Annotated in this window: 16 protein-coding genes and 1 tRNA gene; 6 read left to right on the top strand and 11 right to left on the bottom strand. The window is 40.7% G+C overall.

The features are described from left to right. Positions 1–478 precede the first annotated feature (478 nt). Positions 479–552, bottom strand: a tRNA-Ile gene (locus tag JMN32_RS10745). A gap of 100 nt (positions 553–652) precedes the next feature. Between JMN32_RS10745 and JMN32_RS10740 the strand changes: the two genes are divergently transcribed. Both JMN32_RS10740 and JMN32_RS10735 read left to right on the top strand, forming a co-directional pair. Next, positions 653–1,273, top strand: coding sequence for an HAD family hydrolase (locus JMN32_RS10740; RefSeq protein ID WP_202856339.1), 621 nt, complete (start codon positions 653–655; stop codon positions 1,271–1,273). Next, a complete protein-coding gene (locus JMN32_RS10735; RefSeq protein ID WP_202856338.1) occupies positions 1,266–2,498 on the top strand; it encodes a site-2 protease family protein in 1,233 nt (410 codons plus the stop codon). Before JMN32_RS10740 ends, JMN32_RS10735 begins: the two co-directional genes overlap by 8 nt. 51 nt (positions 2,499–2,549) lie before the next feature. Here JMN32_RS10735 and JMN32_RS10730 read toward each other — a convergent pair whose 3' ends face one another. The 7 genes from JMN32_RS10730 to JMN32_RS10700 all read right to left on the bottom strand — a co-directional run bounded on the left by JMN32_RS10730 (position 2,550) and on the right by JMN32_RS10700 (position 11,204). Continuing rightward, positions 2,550–2,849 (bottom strand): rhodanese-like domain-containing protein, encoded by a 300-nt coding sequence (locus tag JMN32_RS10730; RefSeq protein ID WP_202856337.1) that lies wholly within the window; start codon positions 2,847–2,849, stop codon positions 2,550–2,552. Between the two features lie 6 nt (positions 2,850–2,855). Beyond that, positions 2,856–4,748 carry a T9SS type A sorting domain-containing protein gene (locus JMN32_RS10725; RefSeq protein WP_202856336.1) on the bottom strand — a complete coding sequence of 631 codons (1,893 nt, stop codon included), beginning with the start codon at positions 4,746–4,748 and terminating at the stop codon, positions 2,856–2,858. 1 nt (position 4,749) lies between these two features. Continuing rightward, complete coding sequence (locus tag JMN32_RS10720; RefSeq protein ID WP_202856335.1) at positions 4,750–5,532, bottom strand: PASTA domain-containing protein; 783 nt, start codon at positions 5,530–5,532, stop codon at positions 4,750–4,752. Positions 5,533–5,609: 77 nt separating this feature from the next. Next, entirely contained in the window at positions 5,610–6,686 is a 1,077-nt protein-coding gene (locus JMN32_RS10715; protein ID WP_202856334.1) for a D-alanine--D-alanine ligase family protein, read from the bottom strand. Positions 6,687–6,738: 52 nt separating this feature from the next. After that, the gene (locus tag JMN32_RS10710; protein ID WP_202856333.1) at positions 6,739–9,777 is read right to left on the bottom strand and encodes a T9SS-dependent choice-of-anchor J family protein; all 3,039 of its coding nucleotides are present in this window, start codon (positions 9,775–9,777) and stop codon (positions 6,739–6,741) included. Between the two features lie 22 nt (positions 9,778–9,799). After that, the gene (locus tag JMN32_RS10705) at positions 9,800–10,105 is read right to left on the bottom strand and encodes a NifU family protein (RefSeq protein ID WP_202856332.1); all 306 of its coding nucleotides are present in this window, start codon (positions 10,103–10,105) and stop codon (positions 9,800–9,802) included. A 4-nt stretch (positions 10,106–10,109) separates the two neighbouring features. Continuing rightward, positions 10,110–11,204 (bottom strand): Mrp/NBP35 family ATP-binding protein, encoded by a 1,095-nt coding sequence (locus JMN32_RS10700; RefSeq protein ID WP_202856331.1) that lies wholly within the window; start codon positions 11,202–11,204, stop codon positions 10,110–10,112. 161 nt (positions 11,205–11,365) lie between these two features. Between JMN32_RS10700 and dnaG the strand changes: the two genes are divergently transcribed. From dnaG to surE, 4 genes are all read left to right on the top strand, one after another. Continuing rightward, complete coding sequence (dnaG, locus tag JMN32_RS10695; protein WP_202856330.1) at positions 11,366–13,288, top strand: DNA primase; 1,923 nt, start codon at positions 11,366–11,368, stop codon at positions 13,286–13,288. Positions 13,289–13,440: 152 nt separating this feature from the next. Continuing rightward, the gene (locus JMN32_RS10690) at positions 13,441–14,670 is read left to right on the top strand and encodes a bifunctional 3,4-dihydroxy-2-butanone-4-phosphate synthase/GTP cyclohydrolase II (protein WP_202856329.1); all 1,230 of its coding nucleotides are present in this window, start codon (positions 13,441–13,443) and stop codon (positions 14,668–14,670) included. A gap of 3 nt (positions 14,671–14,673) precedes the next feature. Further along, on the top strand, positions 14,674–15,288 hold the full coding sequence (locus tag JMN32_RS10685) for a hypothetical protein (RefSeq protein WP_202856328.1): 615 nt from the start codon (positions 14,674–14,676) through the stop codon (positions 15,286–15,288). 167 nt (positions 15,289–15,455) lie between these two features. Beyond that, positions 15,456–16,226 (top strand): 5'/3'-nucleotidase SurE, encoded by a 771-nt coding sequence (gene surE / locus JMN32_RS10680; RefSeq protein ID WP_202856327.1) that lies wholly within the window; start codon positions 15,456–15,458, stop codon positions 16,224–16,226. Positions 16,227–16,229: 3 nt separating this feature from the next. Here the strand turns inward: surE and JMN32_RS10675 are convergent, their stop codons facing one another. From JMN32_RS10675 to priA, 3 genes are all read right to left on the bottom strand, one after another. Next, complete coding sequence (locus JMN32_RS10675) at positions 16,230–16,883, bottom strand: DUF6048 family protein (protein ID WP_202856326.1); 654 nt, start codon at positions 16,881–16,883, stop codon at positions 16,230–16,232. Further along, a complete protein-coding gene (locus JMN32_RS10670) occupies positions 16,855–17,508 on the bottom strand; it encodes a hypothetical protein (RefSeq protein ID WP_202856325.1) in 654 nt (217 codons plus the stop codon). Before JMN32_RS10670 ends, JMN32_RS10675 begins: the two co-directional genes overlap by 29 nt. Before the next feature lie 71 nt (positions 17,509–17,579). Then, entirely contained in the window at positions 17,580–20,093 is a 2,514-nt protein-coding gene (gene priA / locus JMN32_RS10665) for a replication restart helicase PriA (protein ID WP_202856324.1), read from the bottom strand. Positions 20,094–20,098: the final 5 nt, after the last annotated feature.

Raw genomic sequence — 20,098 nt, 5'->3', positions numbered from 1 at the left:
TATGGTGAAAAGTCTCAAGAAGAAATGTGTCCAAAATTTGTTGATTTACTGTTTATAAAACTTAATATCCTGTTTTATAGTACTTTAAAAGTATAAACATAAAAAATGTTGCGTGAATTATTTAAAAAAATAATAAAAAATTTGCAAATGATCATGGGGTAACCATTGTAGTGTAAAATACATGGTGGAGGTAAACAAATAGAGCATGCAAATTGCAGGCCAATCAAGAGAAATTTATGATGGGTATTGGAACTCATATTATTAAAGGAATGATTTTCCTTTTTTTTGACTCTCATCATGCCAATAGAACTATGCTCATAGATGGATTAGTATTTCTTTACGTTAGAGGTTAAATAAAAACAAAACTTAGCAAAAACTTAGCAAATCTGACTTTTATTGAATTTTAATGGAAACGGAGATGGAGTTTGTGAAATGAAAAAAGCCTTGTAAATCAACGATTTACAAGGCTTTAGTGTTGTGGGCCCACCTGGGCTCGAACCAGGGACCCCTTGATTATGAGTCAAGTGCTCTAACCAGCTGAGCTATAGGCCCGTTTCAAAAAAGATTATTGAATTAACTTCTTTTATCTCCTTGAAATTGGGATTGCAATGTTACATATTTGCTTTGAATTACACAAACAAAGTTATCAAATTTGAGCACAAGAAATTTAAAATTTTTAATATTCGACCTTGGAGGCGTTATTATTAACCTGGAAACAGAGCGTACCGTTGTAGAATTGGCTCTTTTAGGAGGGGTAGAGCCGAGCTTTATTAGAGAGCAATATTTAAATCATGACGAATTTAAACGTTATGAGACTGGCGCCATTGGGGATGAAGAGTTTAGAAGTTTCTTAAGGGAAATATTGAAGTTTAAAGGAGAAGATAAACAGTTAGACGATGCTTGGAATGCGATGATCTTGGATATTCCTGCTGAACGTCTGGCGTTGCTAGAGAAACTGAAAGAGAATCATGATTTGTTTCTGCTCAGCAACACTAATACTATCCACATGCATTGTGTATATGAAAGGTTGTCAAAACATGGAGTAGGTAGCTTTGATCCTTACTTTCATAAGCAATATTATTCTCATTTGATCAATAGGCGTAAACCGGATGCTGATATTTACCAGTTTGTACTGGATGATAACAATTTGACACCTGAGAATGTATTATTTATTGATGATAATGCCGATAATATCGAGGGAGCGGCTAACTTAGGCATTCAGACTCTACATATAAATAAGCCCACAGCTTTGATGGATTTTTTTAATGGATAAAAGTACGAAGACATATATCATACAGGCCTCCCTGTTTATTGTTACTTTTTTTACAACTACTTTGGCCGGAGAATGGTGGGTCCATGGTAAGATGTGGCTACTCACTGATTATTCTTGGGCGGATTTTCAAAATGGCCTGTCCTATTCAATTCCGCTGTTATTAATACTGACTGTGCATGAATTTGGGCACTATTTTACTGCTGTTTATCACAAAGTAAAAACTACGTTGCCCTTTTATATTCCACTACCGCCATTTCCAGGTTTTTTCGGCACGATGGGGGCACTTATCAGGATCAAAGAACCTGTAATCTCGAAAAAGCTTCATTTTGATATTGGTGTTGCAGGACCGGTGGCTGGTTTTATCATTGCACTAGGAGTTTTGTATTATGGCTATACACACCTGCCTGAACCGGAGTATATCTACAGTATTCACCCGGAATATGAGGCATATGGGCCTGGTTTTGAAGGTCATGTGTATACCTATGAGTTTCATAAACATCAGGACTCGCTGGCTTATGCCGAGGCAAGAGAGGCTGACTCGCTCCGTTATATAGAGGGGGGGAAGGAAGGAACGTGGGAGTTCAGAAAGTTTGAACCTCAACCGGAGTACCCTTCAATTGCTTTAGGGAAGCCCTTATTGTTTTTGTTCTTTGAGAAATACATAGTCAAAGACCCGCAGCAGGTGCCTAATGCCAAAGAACTGATGCATTACCCATGGCTGTTTGCCGGTTTTCTTGCTTTACTATTTACGTCGTTAAACCTTATGCCTATTGGTCAACTCGATGGAGGACATGTGCTTTATGGGTTGATTGGCTATAGCAGATTTAAGAAGGTAGCAACAGTCGTTTTTATCTCATTTTTATTTTATGCAGGCTTGGGTATGCTTACACCATATGATGGTGCCGAAAATCTGATCTATAGCATTCCGCTGTATATAGGCTTTCTGTATATTGCCCTGCAAGGTTTGAGAAAGAGTAGACAGGAAACGTTGATGTATGCGCTGATTATTTTTACCACACAGTTTGCAATCTCTCTTTACGACCCAAAAATTATTGGGTATTCAGGCTGGTTGTTATTTGCCTTTATTGTGGGTAGGGTACTCGGGGTATATCATCCGCCGTCTATGGTCGAAGAACCATTGGACATGAAGAGACAAGTCATTGGTTGGCTGGCCCTGTTGATCTTTGTGATATCATTCAGTCCAGCTCCAATAGTGATCAATTAAGCGAATCGACCAGTCGGTATGAGTAAACAGGGAAAGTAGACAGACTTTGAATTATTTCAGGCGAAGATAAGCATCAAGTCCTCCCTTTAAGCTGGTGACATTGGAATAGCCTTGCTTTGCCAGATATTTTTGTGCTTGGCCGCTTCTGCGACCTGACTGACAGTGCACGATGATTTCCATGTCTTTCCGCGAGGGCAATTGTGAAAGGTGTTGAGGCAGTTCTCCTAAGGGAATATTGGTAGCACCAATGTTTACTTCATCATATTCCCAACACTCTCTTACATCAATGATATATAGCTCTTCCTTATTAGCCAGTCTCCTTTTGAGCTCTTTGGCCGCGACCTCCAACATATGTAACTACTCTTTTTTAAATACTTTGATGGTTTCAATCCGCTCCTTGCGAATGAACTGAAGTATATATAATCCTTCAGCATGATGTTCCAGATTCAAAGTAGCATTTTTACCATCAGATATCAAAGAAAAATTTTGTTCAACTCCATGAATGTCAAAGACTTTTACAGTTTTGAACGTTCCTTTGATCGTGTATTTACCAGATGAGGGGTTAGGATATACACTTAGTTTGGTTGTTACCTTACCAGGAAGTCCGGTAACGGTAGAACTCGGAGGAGTACCGAAAATAGGGCGCATCATTAAACTCCCTTCTACAAGTGTGTTGCGTTGCCAGGTGCCATCTATGTTAAAAAATATTTTATTTCCTGAGTTAGTGTTCTTATCCAAACCAATGCCCAGATCTCCGGCTCCTATCTGTTTATAACCGATAAAGAAAGTGTCCGTTACTTCTACGGCATTTCTGAGTTTATACCTTACAAATTCATTTAAGCCAGAGCCTCGTTGGGCTACTGTGCGCTCCCTGTGTATGATTGATGTAGTACTTGGGCTAGAGTTGTTAGTATCAATAGCTCTCCAAATTGAAAGGTCTATTTCCTTACCTGTAGGGTCAGTATTGATATATGGAAAATATATATCTATCGCAACAATATAATCCGTTGTATCTTTAGCAAGGTCAAATTGGTAAGCCAGGGATTTTCCTGCACCGTTGAGTAGCCCTGCCGCTACTTCTGCGCCACTATCATCATAAGCATAGTAGCTGGAAAGAGTGAAAGTAGAGCGAGTGGTATCATTAATACGAAAGTCCATAGGTGAATATATCGCCGGATCATAGTCATCAACATTGTCCCCCGCATCAATGGCAAGTGTTGCTTCTATTTCAACAGAGTCCGCACTATTGTTGAAAGTAACGCTGCTCAAGAATGGATCCAGCTTCAGTGATTGAATCTCTCTAGGTGCCAAGGGTTGTCCTACTGCGGTAATAGATAGTGTGTCAAATAAGTCAGAACTCAATACACCGCTATGATAGTAGTTTATTACTCCTCCCACTTTGTAACCATACGGAGAGGGGATCGTGCCATCTTCAAGGTTATAAAAGTTTAAAGTAGGGTACTCAAGGAGTGAGGGATCAAAATGATTATATGGTATGGCTACATAGTCATTAAAAATCTTGATCATAGGCGTGCTGATCGTTCTATCTGGGAAGAAAAGATCTGATTCGGACCTGTTCTTATTCACATACACATAATCAATGTTCCAGACATCAAAAGGACCGGAACGTCTTCCAAAAGAGGTGAATTGAAATTGAAATGATTCGTGGAAATAGGCCGCATCATCAATTTTTTTAATAACCTGTATAAAGTTACCTGTAGTATTTAGTTGAACTGATCCAGGCCATATACTTACCCATGTAGAATCATCTTTCATGATTTCCAACCTGATAGAATCCTCGCTATCCGGGCTGTCTCCATAACCTGCATATTGGTAGAAAAAGCTTATGTAAACATCGTCACTAACGGAGAGTCCACTAAGGTCAATCGGAAGTGAAGTGAGACTATCTGTTTTTCCCGAGCTATTTGCATTGACAGAGTACCCCTGACCATATGCGTCTGTGCCATCAAACGATGCTACACCAAGGCTGGGAGGAGTAATGCCCAGCCCATTGTTGATGAACACTCCACTAGCTTGCCAGAGTGAATCAGAGGGTTGGTTGTTGGAGTAAGAAAAGTCGTCCCAAAAGGGAAGGTTGATTACTGTAGCCTCTTCACGGGCATTGACATCTTTTTTCTTTTTTGCGGATTGATCAGTCTTTTTTATACTATATACCTTAAGCTGGGCCATGCTTTGCCCAATACTAAAGGTTATTAAAACTGCTATTACATATTTGAGTACCTTCAACATGTTAATTTTCCGCTGTATTTTCATCTTCTTCAGATACGGGTGAAATCCATAAGTCAATAGCATCACCTATACGTACCTGGGCACCAGCCTCAGGTTTCTGTTTTGTAACGATGCTTTTGAGTCCGGTAGTATCTCCCTCTAAGGTTACTAACCCAATTTCGAGGTTTGAACCCAGTATAATAAACCGTGCGTCGTCTATTTCATTGCCAGTAAGTCTTGGCGCAGCAAAATTTGATTGTGCGTAGCCGTCACCTACTATCAGATCAATGGTAGAGCCCTTAGGGATCCGTTCTCCTGAATTAATAATTTCATTATCATAACGCATTTCTAAAACCAGGTTCAGGAACTGACTGGGTTTGTAAGTTATCTTACCTCTTTTAAGTTCATTACTTTTTAATACCGATTCGGCATTGCGAAGTGACCGGTCTACTAATTCTGGCACTGGTACTGTAGGAGGATCTACCCTGTTTACAGATATAAATATTTTTCTTCCCTCTTTTACTTTGCTCCCTGGTTTTGGGTATTGTTTTAGTATAGTTAGTGGAGGGTACTTATCTGAAAAGGTTGAATCATTGATTTCATACCTTAGGTTCCTTTTTGTTAAAAATTCATCGATTTCTTCCATATGTAACCCCTCAAGGTTTGGAACAGTTATGGATTCTCCATGATTTGTGGTTGAAGGCAGGTAGATATAGAAGAATGCTAAAGCTAACCCAAAAAGAACGGCAGCAACAATAATTAAATGTATAAGTAAGCTTTTAAAAGAATCAGTTTCTAATTTCATGTGATAATACTGAGTATACTTAACGGTTAAACTTAATGAATTCTTATAAAGGGGTGAAATTTTTATCTGTCAATAAACTAATTGCCTGAGAACTGATTTGAAATATACTGATTTCTTTCGAATCGCTTTAGGGCCATTTCGACCAGTTTAGTTATTAGGTCAGTAAAAGAAATACCGCGTTCTTTCCACATCATGGGGAACATGCTTGAGTTGGTAAAGCCTGGTATTGTATTGATCTCATTGATAATGATGTCTCCGTTTTCTTTTAAAAACAAATCGACTCTGGCAAAGTCTTCGCACTTCAATGCCTGGTAGCTTTTGACGGATAGTTCCTGGATTGTTTTTGAAGATTTTTCATCTACCACTGCTGGGATTTCGAGTTTTGCGGCTTCAGGGTCCAGGTATTTGGCTTCATAGGTATAAAAGTCATAGTCTTTACTGACTACAATCTCACCAGGTAACGATGCTTGAGGTTGTTCATTGCCTATCACAGCACACTCTAACTCACGGCCTTTCACAAACTGCTCAAAGATGATAGTACCATCAAAATTAAAGACATCTGCTACAGCATGGTCAAAGTCCTCTTCTGATTTTACTTTATGCACACCTACTGAGGAACCCAAATTGGCAGCCTTGGCCATGAATGGCAAACCAAGTTCGTCTTTCAACTGCTGAAAAGAGATCTTTTCCCTTTCATGAATATCAAAGAACACATATTTACTTATAGGAATACCGGCAGCCTGTAATAGCCTTTTGGAATATAGCTTACTCATCGAGACTGCTGAGCCTAAAACTCCGGTGCCAACAAACGGTATGTTGATTACCTTGAGAAGTCCTTGGATACTGCCATCTTCGCCGTCCGTACCATGGAGTACAGGGAAAACGAGGTCAGGTGTGATGGTCTCACCGCTATAGTTATTGTGAAACCCTCCTTTTTCAGTATTTAAAATAAGTTTAAGAGAGTCTTTTATATCAAAATTACCATTAACCTCCTCTTTTAAAAACCATTCTCCTTTTGGAGATATTCCAATAAGAACAGGAGTATACTTCTCTTTATCTATAAATTCAAAAACATTTTTAGCCGAGTTGATTGAAATTTGATGCTCAACAGACTTGCCGCCAAAAAGAATGGCTACGGTTAGCTTTTTATCCATGGGTCGTAATGAGGTTATACAGTTGGGGTCAAATATAATACAACTATAAATATCAACGTAACAGCCAAATTATTTTTGTATAGGAAAAAGATTCGCCTACTACTTTTGCAAAGTACATGCCCTGAGCGGCATGGCTATAGTCAAACGTGTATGTTTGGTTTAATGTATTGTTAAAGACAGTATGTCCCAGTATTTGCCCTCGAGTATCATATATGCCTACCTCTACGGTTTCCTTTTGAGGTAGATCAAAAGAAATGTTGAAAATACCCCCTGGTGCAGGGTTAGGATAGATAAGGTCTCTCGTTACATTATGTTTGGTCACAAACGTCTGTATATTGTCCAGGTATACATTGTTTTCGCTATCTTTCGTGATAATAAAAGCAATTCTTAGATCGTCTTCTTGTAAGTATTGGCTCAGACTTACCTCCATACGCGACCATACAGAGTCTGCTTTTGGAGTACTCGTAAAAGAACCTGTACTAAGGTCTTCGCCAAATTTGCTGAATATAACCTCTTCATAAGAGATACCGCAGTCGGTACTTACCAGAATCGTAAGATTATCTTTGGACCCTTCAGTGTAAGAATAAGCAAGATCAAAAGATAATGTTGCTTGTTCAGATGCTGTTAAATTTAGCGTCGGGCTTACCAGCCAACCCTCCTGACCAGACCCGGACAGGAATATAGAAGTACCTTTGTTTGTAGCTTCTAATTCCCAAGAAACAACTCTGTCGATATCGTTTACAGCAACCCAGATCGAAGAATTAAAGTTTTCAAAATCTTCCCTTATTGGCAGTTCATCTTTTTCTTCATTGACATAAAAGGCTCCGGTCAGGGAGTTGTTTGAGGTGTTGATGTCATTGGTATCAGGAAGTTCTACATTATAAATGTGTTCCCCAAGCGTGAAGGATTTGCTAGGTAAAACCACCTCAAGGCTTTGTCCTGGTTTTAGACTATCAAAAGTTACCTCATTAGTAACGAGTTGCTCCGAATCAAATTGGTAACTTAGCGTGAATTGCTTCTCAACGGTACAACCTTGGTTTTTAACCAGGATTGTTGGAGCGACTTCCTGAGGACAAACCACTTTTGACGGGCGTGAAAGGTCAATGAGGGCCAGGTCTTTTCTGTCGCTAGTGTTGCCGCTGTTATTGATGGAAATATTATCTATATAAAGGTTGTTTCCATAGCCATTGCGGGCGATGAATGCTATCCTTACATTGGGGTTGCCAAGAAAACCATCCAGGGTCAGACATTCCTTTTTCCAGTCTGACAGGCCTGAGGGGGTGTAATAGTTGAAAGTTTCAGGAACGGTAGCTAATTCGTTGCCATAGCTTTCGTAAAGTGTATAATCATAAGATTGTCCACAGTTAGTAGATACCTTAATGATCAGGCCGTCGGCGTCCACCTGTGGGTATGGAGCATAAGCCCTGTCAAATGAAAGTAAGGCAAAAGCAACTGAAGAAAGGTCAAGAACGGGAGTTAGCAAGGTATCATAGTCGCCCTCTACCTCATAGTCATAAAAGTTTACAAAGAAAGCATTATTAGAACCCCCTTCTCCATTGGGTACATTCTGTTTTAATTCCCAGGTCTTTTGTCCATCCGGGTTTTGCAGTGTCCATTTTGCAGGCAACTGACCTGAGGTAAGTGCATTGAAATTTTCATTGATAGGAATATTTGTTGATTCAGGCACATTGATCAATGTTGATTTCTTATTATTATCAGCATTGCCATCAGCAACACCATTTACAGCCGTTATTTCATAAGTAATGTTATAATCCCCCGGCAGATCCAGATTTTTAGGATCAAACTTCACTGTGTCAATTTCCAACGGAGCTAGATTTAAAATAAAAGTAGTGCCCTGAATGGCTCCTCCATTAAGTTGAAAGGTTATTTCTGCAGAGGTGATATTGTTGTTTCCATAGTTTCTAATGGCTAGTGTAGGAGTTACTGAGCCAGCACAGGAACTGTATAAAGGACTTACGACTTCTCTGATACCCAGATCATTGTTTACAACAACGGGAGATGTTGCTCCCTTTGAGTTTTTTAGGCTAGCTCGTCTGGGACTATTGTCTAATATAGTCCTTATTCTTGCTTTCTGGCCGTTAGTGAAAATGTTCATGCAGGCATCATCAGTGTAGTCCATGTAATTTTGGATCATATCAGTTGATGAACATGATTCTGGGTTTGTGCCCGGGCACCCATTGGTGCTTCCTCCCTGGTTAGGGGTATCGTCTACATAGTCTGATAAGGAGCATCCACCGCTATCATCTCCCCATATATGTCTTAAACCAAAGAAATGTCCAACCTCGTGAGTGGTAGTACGACCGAGGTTATATGAGTTGATAACGTTGGCCGGAGGATATTTGTCTTCAGAACCGAAAGCACGGTAGTCTATAACAACACCATCAGTGAACTTACTTTCACTGGCTGCGTCAAGCCCGGCAAGTAGCCCGGTAGTAGGGAATTGTGCGTAGCCCAGATAACTACCGCTGAGGTCTGTAACCCAAATATTGAGATAGTCTTCCGGTGGCCAGAGGCTAAGGCTTTTTAGCTCATAGTTGTCCGTCAGGCTCCATTGTGACCTTTCTCCATTTATTCTTGTTATACCTGAGGTGGCCAGTCCTTCAGGGTCGCGTTTGGCCAGGGTGAACTCAAGCTCTATATCAGCAGCTACAGGTAGGAACATAGCCGGAGTATTAGAAGCATCGGCATTGGTTCTGCGAAAATCTTCGGTAAGTACTTCGATCTGTGAAATGATCTGGTCGTCAGGGATATTTATTCCAACACCAAGCGGTTCGCCGTTATGAATTACATGAACCACGACCGGAATAGTGTAAACGGTAGCTTCTTCTCGTGTAACGCCATTGGCCCTGGCAGTTTTTCTCTCCTCTATTTTTCTTTTTAGCCAACTTTCAAAGTTGGTTTCTGATTCCAGATAAGGATATTTTTCCTGCCTTAATTTTTGGTACTCTACAGTAGCGCATCGTTGTGCATAAATTCGGAAGGGTATGCACGTTGCTATGCATAACAAAAAGCCTGCTATAAACAGGCTCTTTGTGGTTAGTGATATTTTACTTTTCTTTTTCAGTTGCAATAGACGTTAATAATTTTGGTGTTTATAACATATTATCAGGCAGCTTTGCGTGAGGGTCATCAGGGTGAGTGATATTGACAGCCTCTACAGATTTAACCTGAGGAACAGCTTTTCTGATAGCTTCTTCTACACCAGCCTTAAGTGTCATGGTAGACATGGGGCATGAGCCACAAGCTCCCAATAACTCAAGTTTTACTATCAGGTCCTCAGTGATCTCCAGTATCTTCACATTGCCCCCATCTGTTTCCAGGTAGGGTCTAATGTTATCCAATGCCTGATCAATTTTGGTAGTGATATCCTCCATAGGTAATGTATTCGTAGACTCCATTTAACTATACTTTAAATTCTACCGTTTTGGTCTTGTCATAATTAGCATTTCTTATAGCCACTTGCCTAGCAAGAGTTTCGGCCAGGTCGGTAAATGCTTTTTGGGTAATTCCCTCTTTCATTACAGCAGGGTACCCATTGTCTCCGCTTTCACGGATACTTTGAACTATCGGTATTTGTCCAAGTAGTGGAACATCAAATTTTTCTGATAAGTTCAACCCTCCACCTTCGCCAAACAGGTAGTATTTATTGTTGGGGAGTTCCTCAGGAGTAAAATAGGCCATATTTTCAACAATACCCAATACCGGTACATTTATTTGTGGTTGCTTAAACATGGCCAATCCTTTTTGAGCATCTGCAAGTGCCACTTTTTGCGGTGTGGTAACAATCACTGCACCAGTTACAGGAACAGTCTGTACCAAAGTAAGGTGAATATCACTTGTGCCCGGAGGCAAATCAATGATCAGATAATCAAGCTCTCCCCAATCTGTATCAGCAATAAATTGCTTTAGGGCCGAGCTGGCCATAGGGCCTCTCCAGATTACAGCATTGTCAGCTGGGGTAAGGAAGCCAATTGAAATAAGTTTTACACCATATTGCTCCAATGGTACAATAACATTTTTGCCATTAACCTGCTTTACGCTGGGTTGTTCATGCTCGCAGTTGAACATGGTAGGCACTGATGGACCATAGATGTCAGCATCGATAATACCAACTTTTGCACCTTCCTTAGAAAGGGAAACAGCAAGATTAGCAGCTACGGTAGATTTACCTACCCCACCTTTACCTGATGCTACTGCAATAATGTTCTTTACATTAGGGAGTAGTGGGGCACTATCACGTGTGGTGGTAACGTTTGATGTCATTACTACCTCTACACTAAGGCCTTTATCTACATGTTCATGTATGGCATCTATGCAGTTATTCTTGATGAGTTCTTTTAATGGACAGGCAGGCGTGGTAAGCACTACGGTAAATTTTACCAAATCACTAAACACCTCAATATCCTTGATCATATTAAGCGTCACCAGGTCTTTTTTTAAATCCGGATCATCTACTGTAGATAACGCTTTAAGTATATCAGCCTCAGTATATTTCATTTAAAATCTTCCCTTCAAAATCATTAAAAATTTTAGCCTGCAATTTAGCTTTTAACTTTTGCTTTTAGTAACATTTGCTAGACAAAGATAGTTGTTTTAGTATTGTTTTGGGCGATGACGGTTTTAAAATTATCTTTGCGGTTTTATTAAACAAATAATCTTTGATCAACCAGGCTACGATACAGCAAGTTAAAGACCGGATGGATATCGAGGAGGTCGTGTCTGATTATGTCAGTCTAAAAAGGAAAGGGCAAAACCTATGGGCCTGCTGTCCTTTTCATGACGAGAAAACACCTTCTTTCTCTATATCACCTGCCAAGGGTATTTATAAGTGTTTTGGGTGCGGTAAGGCAGGGGATTCCATTTCTTTTGTAGAAGAACACGATGGACTCACCTATATTGAAGCCATTCGCCATCTGGCTCAAAAATATGGTATTGAAGTACAGGAAGAAGAGCAGAGTGACGCCCAGGTTCAGCAGCAAAATGAAAGAGACAGTCTTTTTATTGTTCTCAATTTTGCCAATGAATATTTTAAGGAAACTTTAAAAAAACACGATGAGGGGCAGTCAATAGGACTGAGCTACTTCAGAGAGCGAGGTTTCACAGAGAGGACTATAGAGAAATTTGAGCTGGGTTATAGCCTTGACCAATGGGATGCCCTTACTCAGAAAGCTCTGAAAAACTCTTATAATGAAGACATTCTGGCTAAAGCAGGGCTTCTTATACGGAAAGACGACGGTAAGAAATACGATCGTTTTCGTGGCCGGGTCATATTTCCTATACATAATGTTACCGGAAAGGTAATAGCGTTTGGAGCACGTACATTAAAGAAAGATGCCAAGCCCAAATACCTCAACTCTCCAGAGACGGAGGTATACCATAAAAGTAAAATACTCTACGGGCTGTTTCAGGGTAAGCAGGCTATTCGTCAACAGGATAATTGCTACCTCGTTGAAGGTTATACTGATGTAATATCATTACATCAGTCTGATATTGAGAATGTTGTGTCTTCTTCAGGTACTTCGCTGACTGAGGAGCAGATCAGACTAATCCGAAGGTTTACAGATAATATCACAGTGTTGTTTGATGGTGATACAGCCGGACTTATGGCAGCATTGCGTGGTGTGGATATGATCCTTGAAGCAGGGCTTAATGTTCGGGTGGTGGTATTCCCTCAGGGAGAGGATCCGGATAGCTATTCGCGTAAGCTGGGGACTACTGAGTTTAAAAATTACCTTAAAGAAAATACCCGTGACCTCATTACCTTCAAAGCCGGTTTGTATGCTGAGGAGGCAGCCAGAGATCCTATCAGGAAAGCAGAATCCATTAAGGAGATTGTAAGTACGATCACTAAGATACCCGACCCTATAAAGCGAGCGATTTATATCAAGGAGACTTCATCGGTACTTGATATTGATGAAGCGGTACTACTGGCGGAGATGAATAAACTGCTTATCAGCCAGAAACGGAAGAAAGGGAAGGAACAAGAACAGCAGGCGACTACCAATGAGATGCTGAAGGAGCTTGTGGAGGATGCTACTGAGAGCAAATCGTTGGACTATAGCAGAATTGTGAAAATTCAGGAGCGGGAAAGTATCAGGTTGTTGATTAATTATGGTTTAAATGAAATAGAAGAGGAATACAGGCTTTACGACTATCTTTTTGAGCAGTTGGAGGATATTGAATTTACCACTCCTGTTTACCGGGAGATCCTTGATATTTTCAAAAGGGAACTGGCCGAAGGCAAGGTTGTAGACAGTCACTTTTTTATTAACCATTGCTCCGCTGAAATAAAGGAGGAGGTAGTTGATCTGCTAACGGAAAGGCACGATGTGAGCCCGAACTGGAATGATAAATTTCAGATCTTTGTGCCTCATGAAAATGATATCCTCGAAAATGTGGTGTTCACCAATGTACTCAGACTTAAATTCAGAGTGGTTCAGAAGCTTATCTCCGACAACCTGGCAAAAATGAAAGAAGCTAAGGGGGAAGAGGAACAGGATCACTATTTTACGATACATGGAGAGCTGAAGAAATCTGAAATGGAGATTGCTAAAGTTTTGGGGGTGGTAGTCTCTCGTTGATATATCACATGTGGTAAAAAAGAAGTTTAGGAAAGAGTCAACCTATTGAATTAATTACTCGTACGAACGTCAAAGAGCTATAAGTTGTTGAAGAGATGGAAAGTTTTTTTACATAAGTGAAAAGACCTACTTTTGTCAAAACTAAGGGATTAATGAGCCAGGATAAAATTAAATTGAACACTATTGAGGAAGCCCTCGAAGATGTGAAAAATGGAAAAGTGATCATTGTAGTAGATGATGAAGACCGCGAAAACGAAGGGGACTTCATTTGTGCAGCTGAATGTATCACTCCGGAGATTGTAAACTTTATGGCAACGCATGGCAGAGGCCTGATCTGTGTGCCATTAGTTGAGGATCGTTGTGAAGAATTAGGGTTGGAATTGATGGTGGGGCGTAATACAGCAGCTTTTGAAACACCATTTACAGTTTCAGTTGACCTTATTGGGCATGGATGTACCACTGGTATTTCAGCACATGACAGGTTTAAAACAATCAAAGCGCTGGCTGATCCTGAGACTGACCCGGAAGAGTTAGGGAAACCCGGTCATATATTTCCGCTAAGGGCTAAAAGAGGTGGTGTACTTAGAAGGGCAGGACATACCGAAGCAGCAATCGATTTTGCCAGGTTGGCAGGTTTTAGACCAGCGGGTGTACTTGTAGAGATAATGAATGAGGATGGCAGCATGGCGCGTCTCCCGGATTTGGTGCATGTGGCTGAGCGGTTTAACCTTAAGTTGGTTTCCATTCAGGATCTGATTACTTATAGAATAGAGAAGGAAAGTCTAATTCAGCGTAAAGTTGAGGATGTACACATGCCAACAGAGTTTGGAAACTTCAAGTTGATAGCTTATGAGCAAACCAATACAGGAGATAACCACTTGGCTTTGGTGAAAGGGGAGTGGGATGCTGATGAACCGGTTTTGGTACGGGTGCACTCTTCGTGCGTTACAGGTGATATTTTTGGCTCGTGTCGTTGCGACTGTGGCGGGCAGCTGCATGGTGCTATGGAGATGGTTGAAAAAGAAGGTAAGGGGGTAGTGCTTTATATGAATCAGGAAGGCAGAGGAATTGGACTGGTTAATAAACTAAGAGCTTATAAACTACAGGAAGAAGGGTTTGACACTGTGGAGGCCAACTTGAAGCTGGGTTTTGAAATGGATCAGAGAGATTATGGTATAGGAGCTCAGATTTTGAGAGACTTGAACATTCATAAAATCAGGCTGATATCTAATAATCCAAAAAAACGTGTAGGATTAATTGGATATGGCCTGGAAATTGTTGAAAATGTATCTATGGAAATAGCCCCTAATGAGCACAATCATACATACCTTAAAACAAAGCGTGACAAAATGGGGCACCAAATATTAAAAGATAAAAAATAATACGTGAGAAAACTTTTTCTGTTTGCGATACTTTGCTTACCGGGCTATTTTGGTATAGCCCAGGTTTTTCCTTCTGAAGTATGGCACGATGGAAAGTTGGTATTATTAGAAGGGGATACGCTGGTAGGGCAGGTAAAGTATAGCCTGGAAACAGACCTTGTACAATATACAAGAGGCGGTCAGACTGTAAAAACATTTACTGCCCGTAAGCTTCTCTTTTTTGAAATTTTTGATAAAACATCCAATAGGTACCGGCAGTTTTACGCCATTCCTTATAGTGTTAAGAGCAATTATAAGGCACCGGTTATCTTCGAAGTTCTCTATACGGGTGAGCACCTCTCTTTGCTTAGTAGAGAGTCTATTGAGTACCAGGTAGCCAACTATCCTTATTCCATGGCGGGTACATATACAAGACTGGAACTGGTTTATACACATTATTTTCTAAAGCCTGATGGCTCAATTTCCCAGTCAACAGGGAAAAAGAAAGACCTGTTATGGGTTATGAATAAGAAGTCTTCAGAAATAAAAAGATATATTAAAAATAACAAGATACGTATAGACCGTCGAGCCGATCTTGTTAAATTGGTGGCTTATTACAACGCTCTGTTTGGAGAGTGAAATGACCTTACCCGTCATCAATTTTTAATTTTGTTATCTACATACTAGCAGTAAGCATATGAGGATAAGTAAAGTATTGACCTGCTCCAATGAGTTGAAGTAGGGGCTAGGGATTCAGGCTTTTGATCTTTCCATGTGCTATACTAATCTAAATATTAAAAACACACATGAAAAAACCGCTGATCTTAGTGTCAAATGACGATGGAATAACATCAAAGGGAATCCGTACCTTAGTCGAAGTAATGAAGGAGCTTGGGGAAGTAGTAGTGGTGGCTCCTGATAGCCCACAATCCGGAATGGGCCACGCCATAACTATTGGCAATACATTAAGGCTTGAAGAAACAGATATTTTTGAAGGGGTAACAGCCTATGAGTGTTCGGGTACTCCAGCCGATTGTGTTAAGCTGGCCAAGCATTTTGTGTTGAAGGATAGGCGTCCTGACTTGGTGGTTAGTGGTATAAACCACGGCAGTAATACTGCAATAAGCATCTTGTACTCGGGCACCATGTCTGCTGCTATAGAAGGAGCTATTGAAGGTATGCCTGCGATTGGCTTTTCACTTTGCGACTATGCTTCCGATGCAGATTTTTCGCATACACGGGAATATATTAAGAAAATAGCCCAGACCGTGCTGGAAAAAGGTCTGACCAAGGGTGTGGCGCTTAATGTTAACTTTCCACCTAAAAGAAATGAAAATATTAAGGGGATCAAGATATGCAGGCAGGCAAGGGCGAAGTGGCAGGAGGAGTTTGATCAGCGATACGATCCTAATGGAAGAAGATACTTCTGGTTGGCAGGAAACTTTGTGAATTTTGATAAGGGTGAAGATAATGACGAGTGGTCTATTGCTAATAACTACGTGTCAGTGGTGCCATGTATATTTGATCTTACTGCTCACCACGCCATTAGCCTGATGAATGATGAGTGGGAGATTTAATGCTTACAGGCTAAAGCGAATGTAGACATTAACAGCAGGAGTAGTTTTATCAAAGGCACGACCATATCCAGGGATGGCGTAGGTATCAATTGGACTGAACTCATCCCTTTGGTTTAAAATCCTCAAGCTAAAGTAACCACCAGCAGACCAATGGTCATCTAGCATGGTTTCTGAACCCAAAATGACCTCAAACCAATCAGCTTGTAAACCTTCTCGGCTGAACCCATCTTTGTAATTGTCCCAGAGGTTACTACCTATCTCATAGCTGCCACTCTCATCAAATCTGCTCATGCTGTATTTTGCCCCGGCGTATAGCATACTTTTGTTATTTAAGGGCACCAGGTAGTTTATACCTATACGGCCATACCACCCTTCAGCTAAATATGTGCCATTATTGATCGCACCACCAGGTTCTAACTTACCCATACCGGCCTGAACATTAGGAGATAGTCTGTTTTTAAGCCTGAAAGAGAGACCTGCTTCAAACTTGGTTTCAAAATCGGTAGGAATGGTCAATAACTTTCCATAATCTATATAAATACCAGGACCTGCCTTTATTTCCAGAGCAGTAGTATCCGCATCTGCCTGCGCTACAGCTATCTGGCAGAATAAGGAAAGCAGTAGAATATTAAAAATATGCTGTAACAGTGGCTTCATTGCTTGAATAGTTGATAGAGTCTCGCTGACTTATTTTCAGACTGTCAAACCGGGAGTAATCCCGGATTTCAAAATTATAGGCCTTGATAACTATATACCGTTCTTCCTCAACGGTTTCTCTTGTGTAATAGGTGTCCAGGGAATATTCATTCCCGTCAATGGTCATTATAAACCTGCTAAAATCAGCATTGGTGTTAAGAGGAAACCTGTATAATGTAAGGCTGTCTTCATAGATCAGGGTACCGACACCATTCTGTCCTTCAAGACTTGTTAGGTGCACTTTACCCGAGTTGATCAGGTTTATGATCTTAGTGAGGTCAGATTTATCCTGGTTGAGTTCTTTCTTGTAGGTGTTGAGAGCTTCCTTATTAGCCGTATAATCGGCATTTTCGTCCCGGCTTTCCAGTGTGTCTATCACTACCAGACTATCTGCAATCTCCTGTAAATCAGCATTGATAATACTTATGCTGTCATTGAGTTTTGAAATACTGTCCTGATTAATGAACCTGATCTTGAAAGAGGGCTCTATACCTGTAATTTCAGGCTCATTTTCTTCGCAACTGACAGTAGCCAGTGCGAGTATGGCCAAAGCGAGCATCAGGAGTATGTCTGTGATTTTTTTCATCAATGTTGGCAAAAATATAAAATGATTTCCAGTTTACAGGTCATGTTAAAGTAAGATTAACGGTTATCAGCTTAGTAAGGGTCTACATCAAAGATTATTTTGGAGGTTTTTAGCTCTTTTTCCTGCATCAATTCCAACCTGGTTTCCAGTAATATACTTTTGACTTTAGCCAGATTAACCTGAGACCTCTCCAGTTTAATGGTCAACTCCATCAAATATTCATTTCTGATTTTTGAGATTATCGGTTCCTCTGGGCCAAGCACACGTTTTGTGCCAAGTTTTTCTTTGATCAGGTTGCCGAGTTTGATTGCCGTTAAAGAGGCGAGTTTAACATCACGGTTTTTAACCGTAACACCGATCAGGCGCGTGAAGGGAGGGTAGTGATGAGCATGGCGTTCTGCAATCTCGTTCTGGTAAAACTTATCATATCCGTGCTCTATAATCTGTTTGAGTATAGGCTGATCAATGCTTCTGGTTTGGATCACTACTTTGCCTTTTTTATTTCTTCTTCCTGCTCGTCCGCTTACCTGAGTGGAAAGCTGAAAGGTTCGCTCAAAGGATCTGAAATCGGGAAAGTGGAGCATCCTGTCAACGTCGAAAATTCCAACAAGGTTTACGTTATCAAAATCGAGTCCTTTGCTTACCATTTGTGTTCCTACAAGTATATCAATATTTCCTTGTTCGAAATCAGATATGATGGTATCGTAGCTACGTTTCTTACGGGTAGTGTCCAGATCCATGCGCTGTACTCTGGCCTGGGGGAAGAGCAATGAAATTTCCTCTTCGAGTTTTTCGGTGCCGAAACCTATAGTTTTCAAGTGAGTAGCACCACAGGCCTCGCAGGTGCTGGGCAGCGGTTCTTTATATCCACAATAATGACACCTGAGCTCCTTTCTATACTGATGGTAAGTAAGGCTCACTGCGCAACTATTGCATTTGGGTATCCACCCACATTCATTGCATGTAATATAAGGCGAATAACCCCTACGGTTTTGGAAAATAATCACCTGCTCTTTGTTTTCCAGTGCCTGATTAATGGAGCTGACAAGTTCTGATGAAAACTCTCCTTTAGATAGTTTCTTATTCCTTTCCCTGATCATGTCAGCTACAACAAAATCAGGAAGTTGTCCTTCACCAAATCGGGTAGTGAGCTTCACCAGCCCATACTTACCTTGCTGGGCCTGGTATTGCGACTCCATCGAAGGGGTAGCTGAGCCTAGCAGTACCTTGGCGTGATGTTGGTTGGCCATGACCATGGCTACATCCCTGGCATTATACCGAGGTGCCGGATCATATTGCTTATATGATGATTCATGCTCTTCATCCACCACAATTAGACCTAAATTGTCAAAAGGTAAAAATATGGCAGAACGTACACCTACAACGAACTGGTATCGGCCGGAAAGCACGCCTTTCCAGACTTCAACACGTTCATTATCTGAGAATTTTGAATGGTAAACACCCATTTTGTCTCCAAATATTTTGCGTAGACGGCTAACAATTTGGGTGGTAAGGGCTATTTCCGGTAGTAGGTAAAGAATCTGACTTCCGCCTTCTAGCGCATCCTGGATCAAGCTGATATATAACTCTGTTTTACCACTCCCGGTTATTCCATGAAGCAGGGTAACATCCTTTTCTTTAAAACTGGTTAGTATTTCGTCTTTAGCTTTTAATTGAGTTTCTGTCAGGTTAACTTCTGCCAGAGAGTTGTCGTAAGAGTCAAACCTTGAAACTATGACCTCAAATTCTTCAAAGATTTCATGCTTTATAAGCGTTCTCAGGGATGAACCAGATAAGTCACTACTCGTAAAACTCGATTTGATAAGTCCCTTTTGGTTAAGTTCAGGCTCATTAAAAACGGGTACATGTTGCAAATAATGCAGCAGTATGGCTTCTTGCTTGGGTTTGCTAGCAAGTTCGTCGAAAGCCTTTTGTAATTGATTCTTACCTAACCAATGAGGTTTTAACCTTATGCGGTTTTCTTTTTTGGGTTTATACTTCTCTTTAACTTCTTCAAAAATGATAATGGTTTCTTTGTAAACCAGCGATTTTATAATCGAATATATTGACTTTAAATTGAGCAGCTTACTAATTTCACCATAAGAAAGACTATTCGTTTTGAGCAATGTTTCCAGCACGATAGCTTCCTTGTCGCTAAACTCAAGATCAGACTCGTAGTATTCGAAGTGAGGGTGAAGCTGTACTTTTGATTCGCTACTGAGCTTCAGGCCCGTGGGTAAGGCAATGTTGAGTACCTCGCCCAGAGTACACATATAGTAGTCAGCGATCCAATGGAAGAGACCTATTTGTATTTTGTTGATTACCGGTTCATCATCAAGAATTTCCAGAATATACTTGGCCTCATACTTTTCTGGGGGAGTTTGATGCATCCTCCCAATCACACCCGTTAAAATTTTTCTTGAGCCAAACTGAACGATCACCCTGCACCCAATCTGAACCAGATCGCTCAGCTCATGAGGTACCCGGTATGTAAACATCTTAGGTATGGGTACGGGGAGTATTACATCGACAAACCAGGTTTGCCGGGTATCTTCGGTAGCCGAATGGAATTCAAGTTGACTCATAGCAG

It is taken from the genome of Fulvivirga marina, from assembly GCF_016775155.1.
Taxonomy (GTDB): domain Bacteria; phylum Bacteroidota; class Bacteroidia; order Cytophagales; family Cyclobacteriaceae; genus Fulvivirga; species Fulvivirga marina.
Note: the sequence above shows the minus strand (reverse complement) of the source record. Positions and strands in the feature narration are given on the sequence as shown.